The sequence below is a fragment of the Tabrizicola sp. T46 genome (genome assembly GCF_057219895.1).
In genome coordinates this window covers 1302752-1320161 of sequence record NZ_JBXVVV010000001.1, presented here as the reverse complement: position 1 = coordinate 1320161, position 17410 = coordinate 1302752, and the positions used below count along the sequence as shown (strand labels likewise).

Here is a 17410-nt window from a genome sequence, read left to right as displayed (position 1 = left end):
CCACGATGTTCGAGAAGCTGGAATTGACACGGATGGCGCAGGCCCTGGCGGCCCATTCCGGGGCGCGCATGGCGGTGATCGCGCAGAACGTCGCGCATGCCGACACGCCCGGCTACAAGGCGCAGGACGTGCCTGACTTCGAGAGTGTTTTCGCGGCCGAAAGCGGCGAAATGCGGGCCACGCGGCCGGGTCACCTCGGCGGGTCGTCGGGCGGCCCCGACCTCGTCGCCGAGCGCGCGCCGGGGCGGGAAGCGCCGAACGGCAACACCGTCTCGCTGGAGGGCGAGATGGTGAAATCGGTCGAGGCGCGGCAGGCGCATGAGATGGCGCTCGCGATCTACCGGGCAACGTCGGATGTCGTCCGCGCCAGCCTTGGCCGGTCGCGGTAGGGGGCGTGAATGGGCAACGACCTGACCACCTCGCTTTCCTTTGCCGCCGCCGGAATGGAGACGCAGGCCATGCGCCTGCGCCATGTGTCGGAGAACATCGCCAACGCCGACACCCCCGGCTACCACCGCAAGGTCATGACCTTCGCCGAGGCGATGGACACGGGACTGGTCGAGCCGGGCAAGGTCCGGCTGGACCGGTCAGATCTTGTGAAGGTCTACGATCCCGGCCACCCGCTGGCCGATGAAACCGGTCACTACGACGGCTCGAATGTCGATCTGGTGATTGAAATCGCTGACGCGCGCGAAGCGCAGCGCAGCTATGAGGCGAACCTCAGGATGTTCGACCAGACGCGTCAGATGACGCAAAGCCTGTTCGACCTTCTGCGCCGATAGGGGGATCCATAATGGATGTGAAAGCCTCTTTCGTTTCCCAGGCCTACGCGAATGCCCGCAGCGCAGCCGCTCCGCAACCCGCGGGTGGAGGGGTGGGCGAAGGCTTTGCCCGCCTTGCCGGGAACTTCATGGAAAGCCTGCAGGAGCACGAAACTGTGGCCCGCTCCGCCATGACCGGTGGGGCCGACCCGCATGCCCTGGTTGAGGCACTTGCCTCGTCCAGGATGGCAGTCGAGACGGTGGCAACGGTGCGCGACCGGGTGGTCGAGGCCTACCAGGAGATCCTGAGGATGCCGGTATGAGCGAAGAGCTTATCTACGACATCCTTCGGCAGGGCCTTTGGGTTTCGGTCCTGATCTCGGCACCGCTGCTGACCGTTGCACTCGTCGCGGGCGTTGTGGTCGGCCTGTTCCAGGCCCTGACCTCGATCCAGGAGATGACGCTGACTTTCGTGCCGAAGGCCGCGATCATGGTGGCGGTCTTCTGGGCCTCGATGAGCTTCATGACCACAACGCTGGTTGCCTTCTTCCAGGGCACGATCATCCCCCAGATCGCAGGGGGCTGAGATGGACGCCGCCGGATATGCCACGCTGAACCGCCAGTCGGGCCTGATGCGCGAGATGGCCGTTGTCGCGAACAACATCGCCAACATCTCCACCGCCGGATTCCGGCGTGAGGGCGTGGTGTTCTCGGAATACGTCGCCGGGATGGACGAGGATCCGTCGCTCTCGATGGCCCATGCCAGCGGCCGGATGGTCGACCTCACCCAGGCGACCGTGACACAGACCGGCGGCAGTTTCGACTTTGCCATTCAGGGCGACGGCTTCTTCCTGATCGAGACACCGGAGGGTGAGCGGCTGACGCGGGCCGGGGCCTTTACCCCAAATGCCGAGGGCGAGTTGGTGACGCCGGACGGTTACCGCCTCTTGGACGCGGGCGGCGCGCCGGTCTTTGTGCCGCCGGATGCAAAGGCCGTCGGGCTTTCGCAGGACGGCACGCTGTCCGTCCAGGGGCAGCCTGTTGCCCAGATCGGGCTTTGGCGGCCTGCCGATCCGCTGGCGCTGCGCCATCAGGCCGGCACGCTGTTCGACGGGGGCGAGATCGAGCCGGTCGAGAACGGCACGGTGCTGCAGGGGATGCTGGAAGAGAGCAACGTCCAGCCGGTGTCCGAGATCGCCCGGATGATCGAGGTCCAGCGCGCCTATGAGCTGGGCCAGAAGTTCCTTGACGCCGAGGATGACCGCGTGCGCGGCGTCATCCAGGCACTTGGCCGATAGGGGGCTCTCGATGAAGGCTTTGCACATTGCCGCAACCGGCATGGCTGCCCAGCAGATGAAGGTCGACGTGGTTTCGAACAACCTCGCGAACATGTCGACCACCGGCTACAACCCCCGCCGCGCCGACTTTGCCGACCTTCACTACCAGCAGATGGCGCGACCGGGCAGCATCTCGGCGGCAGACGGATCGATGCTGCCGACGGGCATCCAGATCGGCCTTGGCGTTCGCCCTGCCGCCGTGTCGGTGGTGCTTGGGCAGGGGTCGCTTGATGCCACCGGAGGTGACCTCGACCTTGCGATCGAGGGCAATGGCTATATCGAGGTGCAGATGCCTTCGGGGCAGACCGGATATACCCGCGACGGCGCGCTGAAGCGGTCGGCGGACGGGTTGATCGTCACCTCGGACGGGTTTCCGGTGGTGCCGGGGATCACCATCCCCAGCGATGCGCGCGGCCTGACGATCAGCCCTTCGGGAGAGGTCTGGGCCGACTTTGCCGACCGAGTCGAGCCTGAGCTTCTGGGCCAACTGACGCTATCGAGCTTTCCGAACGAAAAGGGGCTGGAGGCGATCGGGTCGAACCTTTTCCTTGAAAGCCCGGCCTCGGGCCAGGCCTTCTCGGGCCCCCCGGGTGAGGATGGGCTTGGAACGCTGCGGCAGGGGTATCTGGAGTCGAGCTCGGTCGACGCAGTGCGCGAGGTGACCGAGCTGATCAAGGCCCAGCGCGGCTATGAGCTGAACGCCAAGGTCATCACCGCCGCCGACCAGATGCTTGGCGCAACGACACAGGTGCGCTGATGCGGGTGCTGGCGCTATGGCTTTTGCTGACCGGACCGGCCCCTGCCGAGAACGTGGTGGCGACGCGCACGATCCCCGCCGGGTCGATCATCGGGCCCGAGGATGTGACGCTGGTCGAGGCCGTCCTTCCCGGTGCGCTCGCGGACCTTTCGCTCGCCCTGGGGCAGGAGACGCGGACGGCGATCTATGCCGGTCGCCCCGTGCGCGCATCGGACCTTGGCCCGCCGACGCTGGTGCAGCGCAACCAGCTGGTCCCGCTGATCTATCGTTCGGGCGGCCTTGCCATAACGACCGAGGGGCGCGCCCTTGCGCGCGGGTCGGTGGGCGAGGTGATCCGGATCATGAACCTTGGCTCTCGCACCACTGTCAGCGGCCGGATCGGCGCGGACGGGGCGGTCTACGTTGGATGGGAAGACTGACATGAAGCTGCCTTTCGCACTTCTCGGGGCGCTGGCCCTGTCCGGCTGCGGCAAGCTGGGCGACGTCGGCCGGGCGCCGGATTTCACCGGGCTCGAGGGGAGCGGCCAGCACTATGCCATGTATTCCGCGACGCTGCCCGAGGATCTGGCCGCAGCCACGCCGTCGGATGCCTCTTCGCTCTGGACGGCCGGGACGGATTCGCTGTTCGGGGATCGGCGCGCCGCCCAGCGCGGCGATATCCTGACCGTGGTGATCGAGATCGACGACAGCGCGTCGATCTCGAACTCATCCGACCGCGACCGGAGCGGGTCGCAGGAAGGGGGCCTGCCCCAGATGTTCGGCATTCCGCAGCGGCTGGACGAAAAGCTGCCGCCGGGGGCAAGCATGGCGGATGCCTTCGAGATGGAGTCCTCGTCGACCTTCAGCGGCTCGGGCAGCGTGAGGCGGCAGGAAGAGCTGACCCTGCGCATCGCGGCCACGGTGGTCGAGGAACTGCCGAACGGCGTTCTGCGGATCGAAGGGCAGCAGGAGGTGAGGGTGAACTATGAACTGCGCGAGCTGATCGTGACCGGCTTCGTCCGCCCGATCGACATCAGCCGGCAGAACGAGATCACCTATGACAAGATCGCGGGGGCGCGGGTCTCCTATGGCGGACGGGGCCAGATCTCGGATTTCCAGCAGCCCACCTACGGCCAGCAGGTCGCCGACATCGTGCTGCCGTTCTGATGCGCCGGCTGCTTCTTCCCCTGTTCCTCGCCCTTGGCGGACTTGGTGCCGGGGTGAGCGCCGGGCTCTTCCTCCGGCCGGAAGAGGTGGCGGAAGGGCATGCGACCGGCGAAGATGCGGCAACCGATGACCATGGGGCTGCGGCCCCCTCGGGCGAGGAAGCCGAGGCGCAGGAAGACGGCGCCGGGCCGGAATATGTCAAGCTGAACAACCAGTTCGTGGTGCCGGTCGTGCAGGAGGGGCGGGTCGCGGCGATGGTGGTCCTGTCGCTTTCGCTTGAGGTTGAACCCGGAAACACCGAAGCCGTCTACCAGCGCGAACCGAAGCTGCGTGACGTGTTCCTGCAGGTGTTGTTCGATCACGCCAATGTCGGCGGCTTCAGCGGGTCGTTCACCGATGGGTCCAACCTTGTGGTCCTGCGCACAAGCCTGAGGGAGGCGGCGGCGCTGGTCCTTGGCACGACGGTGCGGGATGTCCTGATCACCGATATTGCCCGTCAGGACAGCTGAACACTCAGTCTCGCCCCTTCATGCGACCAGCAATGCCGCGTAGGGCCTCGGCCCGGCCGAAAGCGTGACGGGCGTCTTCGCGGGCGGCCAGCCATTCCACAGTCTGCCGGGCGAGGACTGTGTTCAGCTCACTCCGTCGGACGTCCGCCCAATACTGATAGCGCAAGGACACCTGCGCCGATGGGGCAAGCCCCAGCCCGTCTGGCTCTGCCCGCCGGTCCAGCGCAGCGATCTGCATGCGGCTTTGGTCGCACCGGTCGGCTGCCTGGCGAAGCTGCGACAGCCGGTGGTCCAGAAGCATCCGGGCCAATCCCTGCAGGGCTGCGAGATCACGGGGCCGCGTCATCCTTTCCGAGCCTTCCGCCGCATCGCATCGGCAAAGCGGATCGCGGCGGCGACCGCCCGGTAGTGTTCGGCCCGGACTTCCTGGCCAAGCTCGACCGTCGCATAGAGCGTCCGGGCTGTCGGCGGGTCGCTGTGGATCGGGACTCCGTGTTCGGCGGCGCGTTCGCGGATCACCCTGGCGATCTCGTCCACACCTTTGGCCACGCAGATCGGCGCGCCGCCCTTGCCACGCTCCCAGCGCAGGGCAACTGCGTAGTGCGTCGGGTTCACTACCACCACATCGGCCCGGGCAACATCCGCCAGCATCCGGTTCGTCGCCACCTCTTGTGCGCGCTGGCGGCGGGCTGCCCGGAAATGCGGATCCCCCTCGCTTTCCTTGAATTCATCCATCATTTCCTTGCGCGACATCCGGTTGCGCTGCCGGTGTAGGTGGACCTGCCAGAGGTAATCGACCCCGCCGAGCGCGATGCCGGCAAGAAGGACCAGAAGCAGGAAATCGATCGTCAGCCGCGCCAGAAGTGCGGTCGACATCGCCGGGGTCAGGTAGACGGCGGCCATCACCTCTTCGAACCGGGCGGCAAGAAACGCGTAGAGGATCGCCGAGACCAACGCGAGCTTCACCGCGCTCTTGGCGAACTCGACGAGCCCTTCGGCACCGAACTTGTGTTTTGCTGTGGCAACCGGCGAGACCCGCGACAGCTTCGGCTGGATCCGTTCAGGCGTGACGAGAAAACTGCGGGTCGCGATCACCAGCGCCAGCACGACAACCGGCGGCAGCAAGAGCAGGGCCAGGGGCGGCCCGGCGAAAGCGAGGATGATCCCGCCCAGCGGCGCGGGCGCGGCTTCGGTCATCAACCGGGACAGCCTGTCGGACTGATCCAGAAGTACCATTCCGGCGGTACCTGACTCTGTTACCGCCCAGCTGCCGAAGGCGAAGAGGGCCAGCACAAAACCGGCCGTGCTTGCCGCTGTCAGAAGATCAGCCGACCGCGGAATGTCACCCTTCTTCCGCGCCTCGATCAGCTTTTGCGGCGAGGCTTCGTGTTCCTTGTCTTCCTGTTCGTCGTCTTCCTCGCTCATCGCGGGGGTCCGAACGGATCGGCAAGAAAGGTCTCGAACGCCTGCAGCCAGACGGCCAGCAGGACCGGTGTGGCAATTGCCAGAAGGGCCAGTGCCCCAAGGGTCAGCGCTGGTGCCCCGACCATCGACACCATCAGCTGCGGCATCGCCCGGTTGATCGCGCCGAGGGCGAGATTGTAGATCATCGAGGCGATGACGAAGGGGGCCGCAAGCGAGAAGGCCAGGCTGAAGGTCTGGCTGACCAATCCAAGGCTCCAGTCGGCGGCAGCGGCCGCGTCCGGGATGCCACCGGCGGGCAGGATGTCATAGGACAGAAGGACAAGACCGACCGCCTGCAGGTGGAGGTCCGCAGCAAGCGCAAGGGCGATGCCGGCAATGACGAAAAGATTGCCGATCGCGGGCTGCGGGTCGGGCGTTGCCCCGGCGAAAAGCTGCGAGAGGGTGGTGGCCTGGGCCACGATCACCGCGGCAGTCTGCAGAGCCAGGAGAAAGAGCCGCATGCCGATGCCCAGGATCAGACCGGCCAGCGCCTCACCCAGAAGGGCGGTCAGCGCCGGGGGCGGCAGCTCCGGGCTGTCGGCAAGTATGGGGGCGATGACCAGCGTGAAGGCGATGACTAGGGCCAGCTTGATGCGTTGGGGGACCGCCTGTTCGCCGAAACCCGGCATCAGCGCCACCATCGCCCCGACCCGCAGAAAGACCAGGACCGCCGCCCAGGCCAGCCCTTCAGCCACGGCGAGCAGGTCAGCGAGACCGGTGATCAGAGCGTTCATGCCGGCACCTGGCCGAGGAGTGCCGGGCGCGCATCCGTCCCGATCTCTTCATAGGACAGGACCGGCATCTGCAGACCCTTGGCCTGGACGACCGTACGCAGGAAGCGGCGGCGAAGGACCGAGGTGATCAGCGCGGGATAGACCCCGGTTTCCGCCGCGCGGTTGACCCGGTCAGTCAATCCATTCGCCAGCTTCGCAAAGATCTCAGGTGGCAGGGCCACGTCACGATGGCCCCGGTCGCCGTCGATCTGGTAGGTGGTGAAGGTCCGTTCCCATTCGGGTGCAAGCTGGATCAGGGGGACCGAGCCGTCGGGACGCTTGAGTTCGGCCACGATCTGAAAGCCAAGGCGCTGGCGCACATGTTCGCAGATCGCCTCCGGCGTGCCGAGGTGCCGGCCCTCAGCGACGGCCTCAAGGATCAGGGGCAGGTTCCGGATCGAGACCTTCTCGTCCAGAAGAAGACGCAGCACGGCATGCAGAAGATCGACCGGAACCTTTTCGGGAATGAGTTCGTCAAGAAGGCGCCGGTTCGCCTCGGCGCGGGCAGGGTCGGACAGACGGACGAACTCATCCAGCAGCCGGCGCAGCCCCCGCAGGGTCAGCAACCGCGAGAGATTCGATTTCAGCATCTCCAGAAGATGGGTGGCAAGCACTTCGGTCGACGACACCACGGTCAGCCCGGCAAGCGCGGCATCTTCCTGCTGATCGCGCGGGATCCAGCGGGCGGGAGCGCCGTAGACAGGCTCTTTCACATCGATCCCGTCGGGGGCCACAACACCGTCCGTCAGAAGTACAAGGACCTTGTCGGCATAAAGGCGGTCCGACACCCGTTCGACCCCCTGCAAGCGGATGCGATACTGCCCGGGGGAAAGCGACACTTCATCGGTCATGCGAATCTCGGGAAGGATGAGACCGAATGCCGAGGCCACATGATTGCGCATGTTGGCGACGCGGCTATCCAGCCCGGTTGCCGGATCCAGCACCATGGCAACAAGGTTCGGCGCGAACTCGATGTGGATGTCATCGAAATCCAGCACGTCCCCGATGGAACGCTGGCGCGGCGGCTCGACCATTGTGGTGGGGCCGTCGCTCGTTTTCTCCGTGTCGCGCGCCTTCAGGAGCGCAAGACCGCCCAGGGTAAGCCCTGCAAGAATAAAGGGCAGGAATGGCATTCCCGGCACCAGCGCAAACAGCACCATCAGGCCGGCAACCGTGCCAAGCGCGCCGGGGTAACGACCAAGCTGGGCGAAGAAGGACACGTCGGTCGCGCCCTTCTGGCTTCCCTTGGCCAGGAGGAGGGCCGCCGCCACGGAAATGATGACCGCGGGGATCTGGCTGACCAGCCCGTCGCCGACGGTCAGGATCGTGTAGGTGCGAAAGGCGGTGGCGGCGTCAAGGTCATGCACAAATAGGCCGACGCAGAGACCGACAACGATGTTCAGAAGCGTGATCAGAAGCCCGGCGATCGCATCACCCTTCACGAACTTCGATGCCCCGTCGAGCGAGCCGAAAAAGGTGGTCTCAGCCAGTTCCTGCTCGCGCCGGCGCTTGGCCTCGGCATGGTCGATGGCACCGGCGGAAAGGTCAGCGTCGATGGCAAGCTGCCGCCCCGGCATCCCGTCCAGCGCAAAGCGGGCGCCAACCTCGGCCATCCGGCCGGCCCCCTTGGTGATGACGATGAAGTTGACGATCAGGAGGACGACGAAGATCACCAGGCCGAGGATGAGGTCTCCGCCCATGATGAATTCGGCAAAGCCCTCGATCACATGGCCCGCGGCATCGGTGCCGGTATGACCCTCGCTGATGATCAGCTTGGTCGAGGACACGTTGAGCGCCAGACGCAGCAGAAGCGAGGCCAGAAGGATCGTCGGGAAGGCCGAGAAATCCAGCGGGCGATCGATGAAGAGCGTGACCGTCAGCATCAGGATCGCCAGTGCAAAGGATACGGCGAGGCCGATGTCGAGAAGCCAGGCGGGGATCGGCAGGATCATCATCATGATGACCGCCATCAGGCCCAGCGCCAGAAGGACAGTCGGTTTCAGGAAAAGCGCGGCAACCCCGGTGGGCATCCTATGGCCCCCCGAGCAGCCGGTGACCGCTTGAAGTTGCGGGAACCAACGAGCCGTTCCGGCCTGCCGTGCCGGCAATCAGAAGCGGGAAGCCGTTGCTCCGTGGTGCCTGATCCGTGCCGAGATCGGCTGAACCGCCGCCCAGTCCGGCGAAGGTGGCGTCATACCGCGCCTTGTATCGGTCGGCGTGTTCGGGCGTGGCAGAGTGGTAGGCTGCCGCTGCGCGCGCCCAGTCGCCTGTCCGGGAGTATTGGTGTTCAAGGTACTTGGCCGCGTAAATGGCGTTCGCTTCGGGGTCGAGCATGGCTGCGAGTGACGGGAACTCCGCCGCGTGCCAGCGGTAGTTCAACTGGAAGCACCCGATGTCGATGTTCGTCCTGCCCTGATCCAGAGCCTGTTGCACGAGAGCTTCGGCCTCTGCCGGGCTATCGAGCCAGTAACCGGCGCCGCCAAGATTGACCGTCCAGGGCCAGGGCTGCATCTGGCGGCCTGTTTCCACAATCGAGATTGCAAGAAGGGTATCAAAGGGAACTCCGGTCAGGTCAGCGGCCGAGCGGGCTGCGTCGACGCAGAGCGCCGAAGGGTCGCCGCCGGAGGCCGCAGCTGACGCCGGAGACCCCAGAAGCAGCAGACAAAGCAAGGTTCTGCGGACGGCGATCCTGAAGAGCATTTCCAACTCAAACGGCGGCTTTCTGCCTTGGTGACAAAAGGCTAGAGCCCGAATCTTTCGATCCGGTTAGCGGCATCAGGGCGCAGGCACTTCCGCGAGAAGCGCCTCGATCGCCGACCTTGCCGCCGCGCTGTCCTCCAGCGCCGCGCGACCTTCGGCAAGTGGTCCAGCCGCCCCTGTCTGCGCGGGTTCGACAAGGGCGGATGCCTCAGCCCAGACCGATGGGCCTTCGGCCTTCAGGACCTCCCAGTCCCCGCCCCAGGACGCCGTTCGGGTGCCTTCCTCGGCCCGGCCGGCCCCGACAAGTGCCTGCCGTGCCGCGCCAAAGGCACCCAGTTGCAGGAATGCCTCTGCTTTCAGCGCCGCCGCTTCGGCATCCGTCAGGCCGGAAAGAAGCTGAAGCGTGGCGCGTGCGTTTCCCAGCGCCAGTTGCGACCTTGCCGCAACCATGAGCCTTTCGATTGGCGCTTTGTCCCCGACATCGCCCAGCCACAGAAGGGCCGAGTCGTGGAAACCGCTGTCGGACAGGCGTCTGGCGATCGCAAGACTTACAGTGTCTGGGACGGCAGGAACAGAGGTATCGGCAGACAGAACCGCCCGGGCAAGAAAGGCATCGTCGTCGGCACGCTTCACGACTGCCTGCCACAGGTCAGGCAGAACAGTGCTGTCGGTTCCGGCCATGCCAAAGGCCTCTTCAACCTCTCCGGACATTGCAAGGGCCAGGATCACGGCACGTTCGTGCCTGGATCGGTCCTCACCGGAGATATCGCGCAGCGCCATCAGCGATCCGGTCACCTCAGGCGAAAGGGGCTTGCCGGACTGGAAGTGCGCCTCGACGAGCGCCACCAGAGCGTCCAGCCCGGAGCCATCAGCCAGAACCGCGCTTTCGGCGTGGCCGAGGGCAGCCTGTGGGCGCGCAGCCTGCAGTTCGGCCTTCGCATCCAGCAGCGCAACAGTGCCGGGAGCGATCTCAGGCGTGCGCTCGTAGGCGTCGCGGATCATCCGGGCCGCTTCGGGATAACGCTCCAGCAACAGTCCAGCCAGCCTTGGCCCACGGTGGCGGCGCAGATGCGGCGGCAGGGCGTGGAAACTGCGAACCACCGCATCCGTGTTGACATCCGCTCCGGCCTCTGGGCCGGACTGTGCGAGGACCGCCCAAAGCGCGGCTGCCCCGTCGCAGCCCGTCATCGGCGCAAAGGCTGAAGCCGGATCTGTTTCGCCGTCGATCAGGCGGGCGAGCGAGAGAAGGGGTGACATCACCGGGTCGCTCGCGGCCCCGTCCATCAGCATCGCATACTGCGCCGCCTCGGCACCGAACCCAAGGTAGAGGTGAAGCTGAACCGCGTGGACCAGCGCCTTGGCCGACAGGACATCAAATTCCTCGAAAAGTCCGCCCCGCGCTTCGGCCAGAAGGTCAAGGGGTTCGCGGCCTTCGCCCCAACTGGCCAGATCAAGCACCTCGTCGGGAATGCAGACCTCGTTGTCGTCGACCGCCGGACCGGCGCCCTGGCCGATGTCGAGACCGGGCAACTCGCCGATCCGGATGAGGGCACCCGAAAGATCGCCCATGCCCTGCACCTCGGACGACACAGGCTTTCCCGGCAGGACCATGTCGACGATTCCATTGGCCGCACCTCTGCTCAACTGCACGAGAAGCTCTTCCCGCAAGGGGCCCAGTGAAGTGGTCCTGCCAACTGAAGAGAGGCCGAAGGGACCTTCGGACACCCCGTCCGGCATCGTTCTTCCTGGCAGACCCAGCCAATCGTAGACCGGTTTCCTGGCTGCCCGCGGCGCACGGGTGCCCGGCTGGCGGCCAAAGCCCGGATCCAGCGCAGCCTCGAAGACCGACCCGGGCGGCGCGGGGCCTTCGCGGATGTCCAGCACCACCATCCCCGGCTGATATTCGAAGGGAAAGACGTGACAATCGCAGGCCAGCGTCATCAGGAGCGCCCTGCTTTCCGGATCAACGCGCAGCCCCTGCAGGCGCGTGCGCGGAATGCGGTCCCAGACCCGCGAAAGGTCGTAACCCGGCTGAACCGGGGCCAGGGTCAGGAAGCCGTAGCCCATCGCTCTGCGCCCGACCGTCCAGTCCGCAGCTTCGGGAAGTTCGATCACCAGACGGGTGAAATCGGCATGCTCACCCGAGATCACCCGGGCGGTTTCGGCAGATGCCATGCCGGACAAGGCCGCAAGCACCATCACCAGCCAGCGGATCATGCCGCGTCCTGCCTGAGGTTTCGCATCGCCTCTTCCAGGCTGGAGAAGGCAGGACGGACGTGGTGCGGCGTGTTCTGCCGACCGACCTCGATGCAGATGTTCGGCGGATGCCGGTGCAGATTGGCCACCAGCACCTCGCGGATCAGGTGGTAGAAGTGGATGTCCTCCTCCACCACCGACTTCACCCGGGCGGCGAAAGGCCCCATCAGGCCATAGGCCAGGAACACGCCCAGGAAAGTGCCGACCAGCGCACCGCCGATCATCTTGCCCAGCACTTCCGGCGGCTGGTCGATCGAGCCCATCGTCTTGATCACACCCAGAACGGCCGCAACGATCCCCAGCGCCGGCAGCCCGTCGGCCACAGTCTGCAGCGCGTGGCTGGAGTGCATCGCATGGTGCAGCGTCGCTTCCATCCGCTTGTCCAGCACCTCTTCCACCTGATGAGGGTCGTCGTAGTTCATCGAGGCGGCGCGCAGCGTGTCGCAGATCAGCTCGATCGCCTCATGATCCGCTTGAATCCGCGGATAGCGGCTGAAGATGCCCGAGGTCTGGGGCGATTCGATGTGTTCCTCCAGCGCGACCGGATTGGCCCGGGCGAGGCGGATCAGTTCGAAGAGAAGACACAGCAGATCCCGGTAGTCGTCCGGCTTCCAGCGGGCCCCCTTGAAGACCTTGCCGATGTCCTTCAGCGTCTGCTTGACCGCCGCCATGTCGTTCGAGATCAGGAAGGCCCCGACCGCCGCCCCGCCGATCATGATCATCTCGAACGGCAGCGCCTTCAGGATGATCCCGAGCTTGCCGCCGGCCAGCATGTAGCCGCCGAAGACCATCACCAGAATGACGGCTATGCCAACAAAACCAAGCATCGGGACCCTTGAGTTGCTGGTGGCCGACTATGCGACCGCCGGGTTAAGGACTCGTCACCGGTTCATTCCGTCGGGGCGCGGGCGTTACGGCCGGCGACGATGACGCTGATCCCGTAGGCGGCCTCGGCGCTCATCCCCGAAAGGATCGCGGCGGCGGAGTCAGGGGCCATCCGGCCAAGGAACCCGGCAGCGAATTCAGGCGACATCGTCTCGAACAGGGCCGCCGCATCCTTCGGCTTCATCGCCTGATAGACGGCAGTCAGCCGCTCGATGTCCGCCTCGGCGGCCCCGTCGGCCAGGGCCAGCGTCTCGCGCAGCCGCGCCTCCATCGCCTCGAGTGCCGCCAGACGTTCGGTGATTGCCTGATCCGCAAGCGCCAATGCGGCCTGCCGGTCGTTCAGCGCCGCCTCGCGCACCAGGAGGCGGTCTTCCCGCAAGGACAGTGCCTCGGCCAGCGCGGCCGGTTGCTCGCAGGACATGGTTTGCGCCTGCGCCTCGGTCGCCGGTGCTTCTTCGGCCCGGGCAAGTGCGGTGCCGACCCCCGATCCCAGCCGCAGGGCGCCAGAGGTTGCGAAAAGCATCGCCACGATGAAAAGCGCGCCATGTCCTGCCCGGCGGCTCATTCCGCGGCCTCCAGCGTGTCCCGCGGCGCGCGGCGGCGGACGAAACGCAGGCGCCTGCTCTCGTCGGCTTCCTCCTTCTGCGGAGAGGGCGCGGGCGCAGCCTTCGGCTCGGGCAGGTCATGCAGCGATGCCACCAGCAGTTCCAGCCGGCGGGCAACCGCCTCACCCCGCGCGGTCAGGGCCTCCAGACTCTCGGCCGAGCCGTTCGCCGCACCCCGGGCCTTTTCCAGCGCCACGGTCATTTCGTCGACCTGCGCCGACAGGACGGCGATCGCCCCGCCCATGCCGCTTTCCAGGGTCGTGAACCGCTTCAGCCGGGTGGACAGGACGGAACAGTAGACCGCCGCCCCGAAGGACCCGGCGACCAGAAGGATATCGGCGATAAGCTCCATCTTCGACCTGCCTAGTTCAGCACGAATTCGGTGATGAGAAGATCGCGCACGCGGCCCTCCCCGGTGACGATCTGAACCCGCCGCAGCATCTGGGCGCGCAACCGGGCCATCGCCTGCGGGTCCTCGATCGAGGCGGTGTCGATCGCCCGCAGGTAGCTGTTCAGGACATCCAGGATCCGCGGCTTCAACAGGGTCACATCGGCGACGGCGCCCTCCACCACCTCGACCTGTGCCGTGAACCGCAGATGCTCGCTGCCCGAATCGGCGCCAAGCGAAACCACCATCGTCTCCAGCGGCACGAAGGCGATGCCCTGCAGCGCGGGCGGCGCAGCCCCCTCGTCCCCGTGACCCCTGCTGCCGAAAATCAGCCCGGACCAGGTTGCGTAGAAACCGCCGCCAGCAAGAACAAGGGCGAGAAGAACCCCGATCAGCAGAGGTTTCTTCGACCGTTTCTTCGGCTCGTCCTCCAGCGTCGCTTCAGCAGTGGCCACGTCCAACTCCCGCTTCCTGATCGGCAGAAGATAGGCCAAAGGTCACTAACTGATTGTTAAGTCGGGATCGGCAAACCTTCCGCCACGGCAGAAACGCCGGTGCGGAGATTCGACTTGCAGAACGTGATTGCCCTCTGGTCCTCGCTGGACCTGCGCCGCCGGATCATCATCATCGGCGCCACGATCGCGATGTTCGCAGCCATTCTTGCCCTCGGCCGCATTGCCGGACGCCCCGACATGGTTCTCCTCTATGCGGGGCTGGAGCCTGCTGCGGCGGGTGAGGTTGTGGCGGCGCTGGAACAGCGCGGCGTCCTGCACGAGGTGCGGGGCGATTCGATCCTGGTCGACGCCTCGCAGCGCGACAGCCTGCGCATGGCACTTGCCTCCGAAGGGCTGCCCGCGGCGGGCGGCGGCGGTTATGAACTTCTGGATACGCTTTCCGGCTTCGGCACTACGTCGCAGATGTTCGACGCCGCCTATTGGCGCGCCAAAGAGGGGGAGCTTGCCCGCACCCTTCTGGCCATGCCGCAGGTCAAGGCCGCTCGCGTCCACATTGCCAGCGCGCCGACCCGCGCCTTCCAGCAGGACGCAACGGCGACCGCCTCGGTCACCCTGACCACGACCGGCGGCAGCCTGTCGGAAGAACAGGCCCGCGCCATCCGGCATCTCGTCGCCAGCGCGGTGTCGGGGATGACCCCGGACGCCGTGCAGATCATCGATACCGTGGCCGGTCTCATCGGCGGTCCGGACGACGGCGAACGCGCGGGCACCGACGCCGCCGAACGGGCGGCGGCGATCCGCGGCAATGTCGAACGCCTGCTTGCGGCGCGGGTCGGACCCGGAAAGGCCGTGGTCGAAGTTTCAGTCGACCTGGTGCAAGACCGCGAATCGATCACCGAACGTACCTTCGACCCCCAGGGCCGCGTCGCGATCTCGTCCGAGACCGAGGAAAGGTCCGACTCCGCCACCGAGCCCGGGGGTGAGGTCACGGTCGCCTCGAACTTGCCGGAAGGCGATGCCCAGAACGGCGCGCAGGGACAAAGCCAGTCGTCCGAAACGCGGGAGCGGGTGAACTACGAGGTGTCCGAGACCCAGCGCGAGATCCTGCGCGCCCCGGGCGGGATCCGGCGGATGACCGTTGCGGTCATGGTCGATGGCGTCGTCACCGTCGCGGAGGACGGCACGCGCAGCTGGTCCCCCCGCCCGGATGAGGAACTTGCCGTCCTGAGGGAGCTTGTCGCCTCCGCCGTAGGGCTGGACGAGGCGCGGGGTGATGTCCTGACTTTGAAATCGCTGGAATTTCAGGAACTTCCCACCCCGGATGGTGAGATGGTCACAGCCGGCCTCCTGCCCGAGATGTCCAGCCTTGATGTCATGGCCCTGATCCAGACGGCGGTCCTTGCCCTGGTAGCCCTGGTTCTCGGCCTGTTCGTGATCCGCCCGATCCTGACCTCGGCCAACCGTCCCGCCCTCGCATCGCCGACGCCCGCCCTTGCCCTGCCGCCGACCACCGGCTTCGCCAACCCCCCGCTTGAGGGTGAGGTCGACGGCGCCTTTGTCTACGACGGTTACGGATCTGGCGGTGTCGCGGAAGGGGCGGCCGAGGATGACCCCGCCACGCGCCTGCGCAAGCTGATCGAAAAGCGGCAGGCGGAATCGATCGAGATTCTGCGCGGCTGGATGGAACATGAAGAGGAGCGCGCCTGATGCCTGCCCTGCGGCTTGAGGTCTTCGATACCGTCACCGCAGGCGACGGCGCGCCGCGCCCGCTGGTCGAGGCGAGCGCGCTTGACGAGGCCAAGGTCGCCTCGTTCGAACAGGGTTACTCCGCCGGGTGGGAGGATGCCGCCGCCGCTCAGGAAGGCGACCAGACCCGGATCCGGGCCGATCTGGCGCGCAACCTCCAGTCGCTTGCCTTCACCTTCCAGGACGCGCGCAGCCATGTCCTGCAGGCGATCCGCCCGCTGATCCTGGAAATGACCACCCGCCTGCTGCCCGAGGTCGCGCGCGAGGCGCTGGGACCGGCGGTGCTTCAGGCCTTGATGCCCATGGCCGAAAAGCTGGCCGACGCGCCCCTGACCCTGGTCCTGAACCCCGCCGCAAGGGACCGGGTGGAAACGCTGGTCGCCCAGGCCACCGGCCTGCCGATGGAGATCGAGGAAGAGCCGTCCCTTGGCGAAGGTCAGGTCTATATCCGCCTCGGCCCGACCGAGGCCAAGGTCGACCTGACCCAGGCCACCGAAGACATCGCGACCGCCGTCCGCGGCTTTTTCAACCAGTCCACCTGAGGGCCCCCGCCATGGATGACCTGACCGATGCCAACCCCTTCAGCCAGGTACCCATCGAGGTGACGATCTCGGTCGGCCGCGCGCGGCCCCTGGTGCGTGACCTGCTACGACTGTCCAAGGATGCAGTCCTCCAGCTGGACCGCCGGGTGGATGACCCGGTGGAGCTTTACGTCGGCGACCGGCTGATCGCACGGGGGGAACTCACCGAGCTTGAGGGCGACAATGCCGGCCAGCTGGCCGTCCGCCTGACCGAGGTCGCCAACCTGCGTGGCGGGCTGTGAGGCTGACCTCCGGCTCTACCTTCGCCTTCGCGTTGGTCCTGGGCCTTCTGGCCGGCCCGGCACTGGCGCAGGACCTGTCGATCAGCCTTGGCGGCGACCCCGGTGATGGGGGGTCGCTGTCGCTGCGGTCGGTTCAGCTTCTCCTCCTCATCACCGTCCTCAGCATCGTGCCGGGGCTGGCGGTGATGGTGACCTGCTTTCCCTTCATCGTCACCGTACTGTCGATCCTGCGGCAGGCCATCGGACTGCAGCAGGCGCCGCCGAACATGCTGATCATCAGCCTTGCGCTGTTCCTGACCTGGTACGTGATGGACCCGGTCTTCACCGAGGCCTGGGTGACCGGGATCGAACCGATGACGACCGGCGAGATGGAGGTGACCCCGGCGCTTCAGGCGGCGATCCTGCCCTTTCGCGACTTCATGGCGCTGCGGGTCGACCCCGAAACCTTCCTGTCAATGGCCGACCTGCGCCCGGCGACGGCGGGGGCGACACCGGCCACGGCCCCCCTGTCGCTGCTGGTGCCGTCCTTCCTCTTGTCGGAAATCCAGCGCGCCTTCGAGATCGGCTTCATGATCTTCCTGCCGTTCCTGATCATCGATCTGGTCGTCGCGGCGATCCTGATGTCGTTGGGGATGATGATGGTCCCCCCGGCCGTCGTTTCGATGCCGTTCAAGCTGGCGTTCTTCGTCGTGGCTGACGGCTGGGCGCTTGTGACCGGGGCCCTGGTGCGGAGCTATTTCTAGCGGGTGACCACAGTGGTCAAAATCTCTTTCTCATTACACATCAATATGTTACATATATCCAT

23 protein-coding genes are annotated in these 17410 nt (G+C 66.2%); 13 read left to right on the top strand and 10 right to left on the bottom strand.

The features are described from left to right. Positions 1-5 precede the first annotated feature (5 nt). The 9 genes from AC2D9V_RS06530 to AC2D9V_RS06490 are packed head-to-tail and all read left to right on the top strand — an operon-like array spanning position 6 to position 4510. A complete protein-coding gene (locus tag AC2D9V_RS06530) occupies positions 6-389 on the top strand; it encodes a FlgB family protein (RefSeq protein ID WP_484713217.1) in 384 nt (127 codons plus the stop codon). Between the two features lie 9 nt (positions 390-398). Beyond that, complete coding sequence (gene flgC, locus AC2D9V_RS06525; RefSeq protein ID WP_484713216.1) at positions 399-782, top strand: flagellar basal body rod protein FlgC; 384 nt, start codon at positions 399-401, stop codon at positions 780-782. 11 nt (positions 783-793) lie between these two features. Continuing rightward, positions 794-1084: a flagellar hook-basal body complex protein FliE gene (gene fliE / locus AC2D9V_RS06520; protein WP_484713215.1), complete on the top strand. Its 291-nt coding sequence runs from the start codon at positions 794-796 to the stop codon at positions 1082-1084. Continuing rightward, positions 1081-1347 (top strand): flagellar biosynthetic protein FliQ, encoded by a 267-nt coding sequence (locus AC2D9V_RS06515; protein ID WP_484713214.1) that lies wholly within the window; start codon positions 1081-1083, stop codon positions 1345-1347. Before fliE ends, AC2D9V_RS06515 begins: the two co-directional genes overlap by 4 nt. 1 nt (position 1348) lies before the next feature. After that, positions 1349-2059: a flagellar hook-basal body complex protein gene (locus AC2D9V_RS06510; protein ID WP_484713213.1), complete on the top strand. Its 711-nt coding sequence runs from the start codon at positions 1349-1351 to the stop codon at positions 2057-2059. 10 nt (positions 2060-2069) lie between these two features. After that, the gene (flgG, locus tag AC2D9V_RS06505) at positions 2070-2855 is read left to right on the top strand and encodes a flagellar basal-body rod protein FlgG (RefSeq protein ID WP_484713212.1); all 786 of its coding nucleotides are present in this window, start codon (positions 2070-2072) and stop codon (positions 2853-2855) included. Continuing rightward, positions 2855-3274 (top strand): flagellar basal body P-ring formation chaperone FlgA, encoded by a 420-nt coding sequence (gene flgA, locus AC2D9V_RS06500; protein WP_484713211.1) that lies wholly within the window; start codon positions 2855-2857, stop codon positions 3272-3274. The genes flgG and flgA overlap by 1 nt, the downstream gene beginning before the upstream one ends. 1 nt (position 3275) lies before the next feature. Then, positions 3276-4001, top strand: a complete 726-nt coding sequence (flgH, locus tag AC2D9V_RS06495) for a flagellar basal body L-ring protein FlgH (protein WP_484713210.1) — start codon at positions 3276-3278, stop codon at positions 3999-4001. Further along, the gene (locus AC2D9V_RS06490; protein WP_484713209.1) at positions 4001-4510 is read left to right on the top strand and encodes a flagellar basal body-associated FliL family protein; all 510 of its coding nucleotides are present in this window, start codon (positions 4001-4003) and stop codon (positions 4508-4510) included. Before flgH ends, AC2D9V_RS06490 begins: the two co-directional genes overlap by 1 nt. Positions 4511-4514: 4 nt before the next feature. On the opposite strand, the gene AC2D9V_RS06485 is transcribed toward AC2D9V_RS06490, so the two are convergent. The 10 genes from AC2D9V_RS06485 to AC2D9V_RS06440 form a co-directional block, all read right to left on the bottom strand. Then, positions 4515-4856 carry a hypothetical protein gene (locus tag AC2D9V_RS06485; protein WP_484713208.1) on the bottom strand — a complete coding sequence of 114 codons (342 nt, stop codon included), beginning with the start codon at positions 4854-4856 and terminating at the stop codon, positions 4515-4517. Further along, positions 4853-5935: a flagellar type III secretion system protein FlhB gene (flhB, locus tag AC2D9V_RS06480; RefSeq protein ID WP_484713207.1), complete on the bottom strand. Its 1083-nt coding sequence runs from the start codon at positions 5933-5935 to the stop codon at positions 4853-4855. The genes AC2D9V_RS06485 and flhB overlap by 4 nt, the downstream gene beginning before the upstream one ends. Further along, positions 5932-6708: a flagellar biosynthetic protein FliR gene (locus tag AC2D9V_RS06475; RefSeq protein ID WP_484713206.1), complete on the bottom strand. Its 777-nt coding sequence runs from the start codon at positions 6706-6708 to the stop codon at positions 5932-5934. The genes flhB and AC2D9V_RS06475 overlap by 4 nt, the downstream gene beginning before the upstream one ends. Beyond that, positions 6705-8777: a flagellar biosynthesis protein FlhA gene (gene flhA / locus AC2D9V_RS06470; protein WP_484713205.1), complete on the bottom strand. Its 2073-nt coding sequence runs from the start codon at positions 8775-8777 to the stop codon at positions 6705-6707. The genes AC2D9V_RS06475 and flhA overlap by 4 nt, the downstream gene beginning before the upstream one ends. Before the next feature lies 1 nt (position 8778). Beyond that, positions 8779-9417, bottom strand: coding sequence for a transglycosylase SLT domain-containing protein (locus tag AC2D9V_RS06465; protein WP_484713204.1), 639 nt, complete (start codon positions 9415-9417; stop codon positions 8779-8781). A 105-nt stretch (positions 9418-9522) separates the two neighbouring features. Then, positions 9523-11664 (bottom strand): hypothetical protein, encoded by a 2142-nt coding sequence (locus AC2D9V_RS06460; protein WP_484713203.1) that lies wholly within the window; start codon positions 11662-11664, stop codon positions 9523-9525. Continuing rightward, complete coding sequence (motA, locus tag AC2D9V_RS06455) at positions 11661-12530, bottom strand: flagellar motor stator protein MotA (RefSeq protein ID WP_484713202.1); 870 nt, start codon at positions 12528-12530, stop codon at positions 11661-11663. Before motA ends, AC2D9V_RS06460 begins: the two co-directional genes overlap by 4 nt. Positions 12531-12592: 62 nt before the next feature. Next, positions 12593-13153, bottom strand: a complete 561-nt coding sequence (locus AC2D9V_RS06450; protein WP_484713201.1) for a MotE family protein — start codon at positions 13151-13153, stop codon at positions 12593-12595. Next, entirely contained in the window at positions 13150-13545 is a 396-nt protein-coding gene (locus AC2D9V_RS06445) for a hypothetical protein (protein WP_484713200.1), read from the bottom strand. Before AC2D9V_RS06445 ends, AC2D9V_RS06450 begins: the two co-directional genes overlap by 4 nt. Positions 13546-13556: 11 nt before the next feature. After that, complete coding sequence (locus AC2D9V_RS06440) at positions 13557-14036, bottom strand: flagellar basal body-associated FliL family protein (RefSeq protein WP_484713419.1); 480 nt, start codon at positions 14034-14036, stop codon at positions 13557-13559. A gap of 114 nt (positions 14037-14150) precedes the next feature. On the opposite strand from AC2D9V_RS06440, the gene fliF reads away from it, so the two are divergent. The 4 genes from fliF to fliP are packed head-to-tail and all read left to right on the top strand — an operon-like array spanning position 14151 to position 17348. Next, complete coding sequence (gene fliF / locus AC2D9V_RS06435; RefSeq protein ID WP_484713199.1) at positions 14151-15743, top strand: flagellar basal-body MS-ring/collar protein FliF; 1593 nt, start codon at positions 14151-14153, stop codon at positions 15741-15743. Then, complete coding sequence (locus AC2D9V_RS06430) at positions 15743-16324, top strand: FliH/SctL family protein (protein ID WP_484713198.1); 582 nt, start codon at positions 15743-15745, stop codon at positions 16322-16324. Before fliF ends, AC2D9V_RS06430 begins: the two co-directional genes overlap by 1 nt. Before the next feature lie 11 nt (positions 16325-16335). Further along, a complete protein-coding gene (locus AC2D9V_RS06425) occupies positions 16336-16605 on the top strand; it encodes a FliM/FliN family flagellar motor switch protein (protein WP_484713197.1) in 270 nt (89 codons plus the stop codon). Between the two features lie 2 nt (positions 16606-16607). Next, positions 16608-17348 (top strand): flagellar type III secretion system pore protein FliP, encoded by a 741-nt coding sequence (fliP, locus tag AC2D9V_RS06420; protein ID WP_484713418.1) that lies wholly within the window; start codon positions 16608-16610, stop codon positions 17346-17348. Positions 17349-17410: the final 62 nt, after the last annotated feature.

Bases quoted from the DNA above. Each gene is read 5' to 3' on its own strand.
- fliE (WP_484713215.1), top strand. From the start codon at position 794: ATGGATGTGAAAGCCTCTTTCGTTTCCCAGGCCTACGCGAATGCCCGC.
- AC2D9V_RS06515 (WP_484713214.1), top strand. From the start codon at position 1,081: ATGAGCGAAGAGCTTATCTACGACATCCTTCGGCAGGGCCTTTGGGTT.
- AC2D9V_RS06475 (WP_484713206.1), bottom strand. From the start codon at position 6,708: ATGAACGCTCTGATCACCGGTCTCGCTGACCTGCTCGCCGTGGCTGAA.
- motA (WP_484713202.1), bottom strand. From the start codon at position 12,530: ATGCTTGGTTTTGTTGGCATAGCCGTCATTCTGGTGATGGTCTTCGGC.
- AC2D9V_RS06430 (WP_484713198.1), top strand. From the start codon at position 15,743: ATGCCTGCCCTGCGGCTTGAGGTCTTCGATACCGTCACCGCAGGCGAC.
- AC2D9V_RS06445 (WP_484713200.1), bottom strand. From the start codon at position 13,545: ATGGAGCTTATCGCCGATATCCTTCTGGTCGCCGGGTCCTTCGGGGCG.
- AC2D9V_RS06530 (WP_484713217.1), top strand. From the start codon at position 6: ATGTTCGAGAAGCTGGAATTGACACGGATGGCGCAGGCCCTGGCGGCC.
- AC2D9V_RS06425 (WP_484713197.1), top strand. From the start codon at position 16,336: ATGGATGACCTGACCGATGCCAACCCCTTCAGCCAGGTACCCATCGAG.
- AC2D9V_RS06510 (WP_484713213.1), top strand. From the start codon at position 1,349: ATGGACGCCGCCGGATATGCCACGCTGAACCGCCAGTCGGGCCTGATG.
- flgH (WP_484713210.1), top strand. From the start codon at position 3,276: ATGAAGCTGCCTTTCGCACTTCTCGGGGCGCTGGCCCTGTCCGGCTGC.
- flgA (WP_484713211.1), top strand. From the start codon at position 2,855: ATGCGGGTGCTGGCGCTATGGCTTTTGCTGACCGGACCGGCCCCTGCC.
- flhB (WP_484713207.1), bottom strand. From the start codon at position 5,935: ATGAGCGAGGAAGACGACGAACAGGAAGACAAGGAACACGAAGCCTCG.
- AC2D9V_RS06485 (WP_484713208.1), bottom strand. From the start codon at position 4,856: ATGACGCGGCCCCGTGATCTCGCAGCCCTGCAGGGATTGGCCCGGATG.
- flhA (WP_484713205.1), bottom strand. From the start codon at position 8,777: ATGCCCACCGGGGTTGCCGCGCTTTTCCTGAAACCGACTGTCCTTCTG.
- flgG (WP_484713212.1), top strand. From the start codon at position 2,070: ATGAAGGCTTTGCACATTGCCGCAACCGGCATGGCTGCCCAGCAGATG.
- AC2D9V_RS06490 (WP_484713209.1), top strand. From the start codon at position 4,001: ATGCGCCGGCTGCTTCTTCCCCTGTTCCTCGCCCTTGGCGGACTTGGT.
- flgC (WP_484713216.1), top strand. From the start codon at position 399: ATGGGCAACGACCTGACCACCTCGCTTTCCTTTGCCGCCGCCGGAATG.
- AC2D9V_RS06450 (WP_484713201.1), bottom strand. From the start codon at position 13,153: ATGAGCCGCCGGGCAGGACATGGCGCGCTTTTCATCGTGGCGATGCTT.
- AC2D9V_RS06460 (WP_484713203.1), bottom strand. From the start codon at position 11,664: ATGATCCGCTGGCTGGTGATGGTGCTTGCGGCCTTGTCCGGCATGGCA.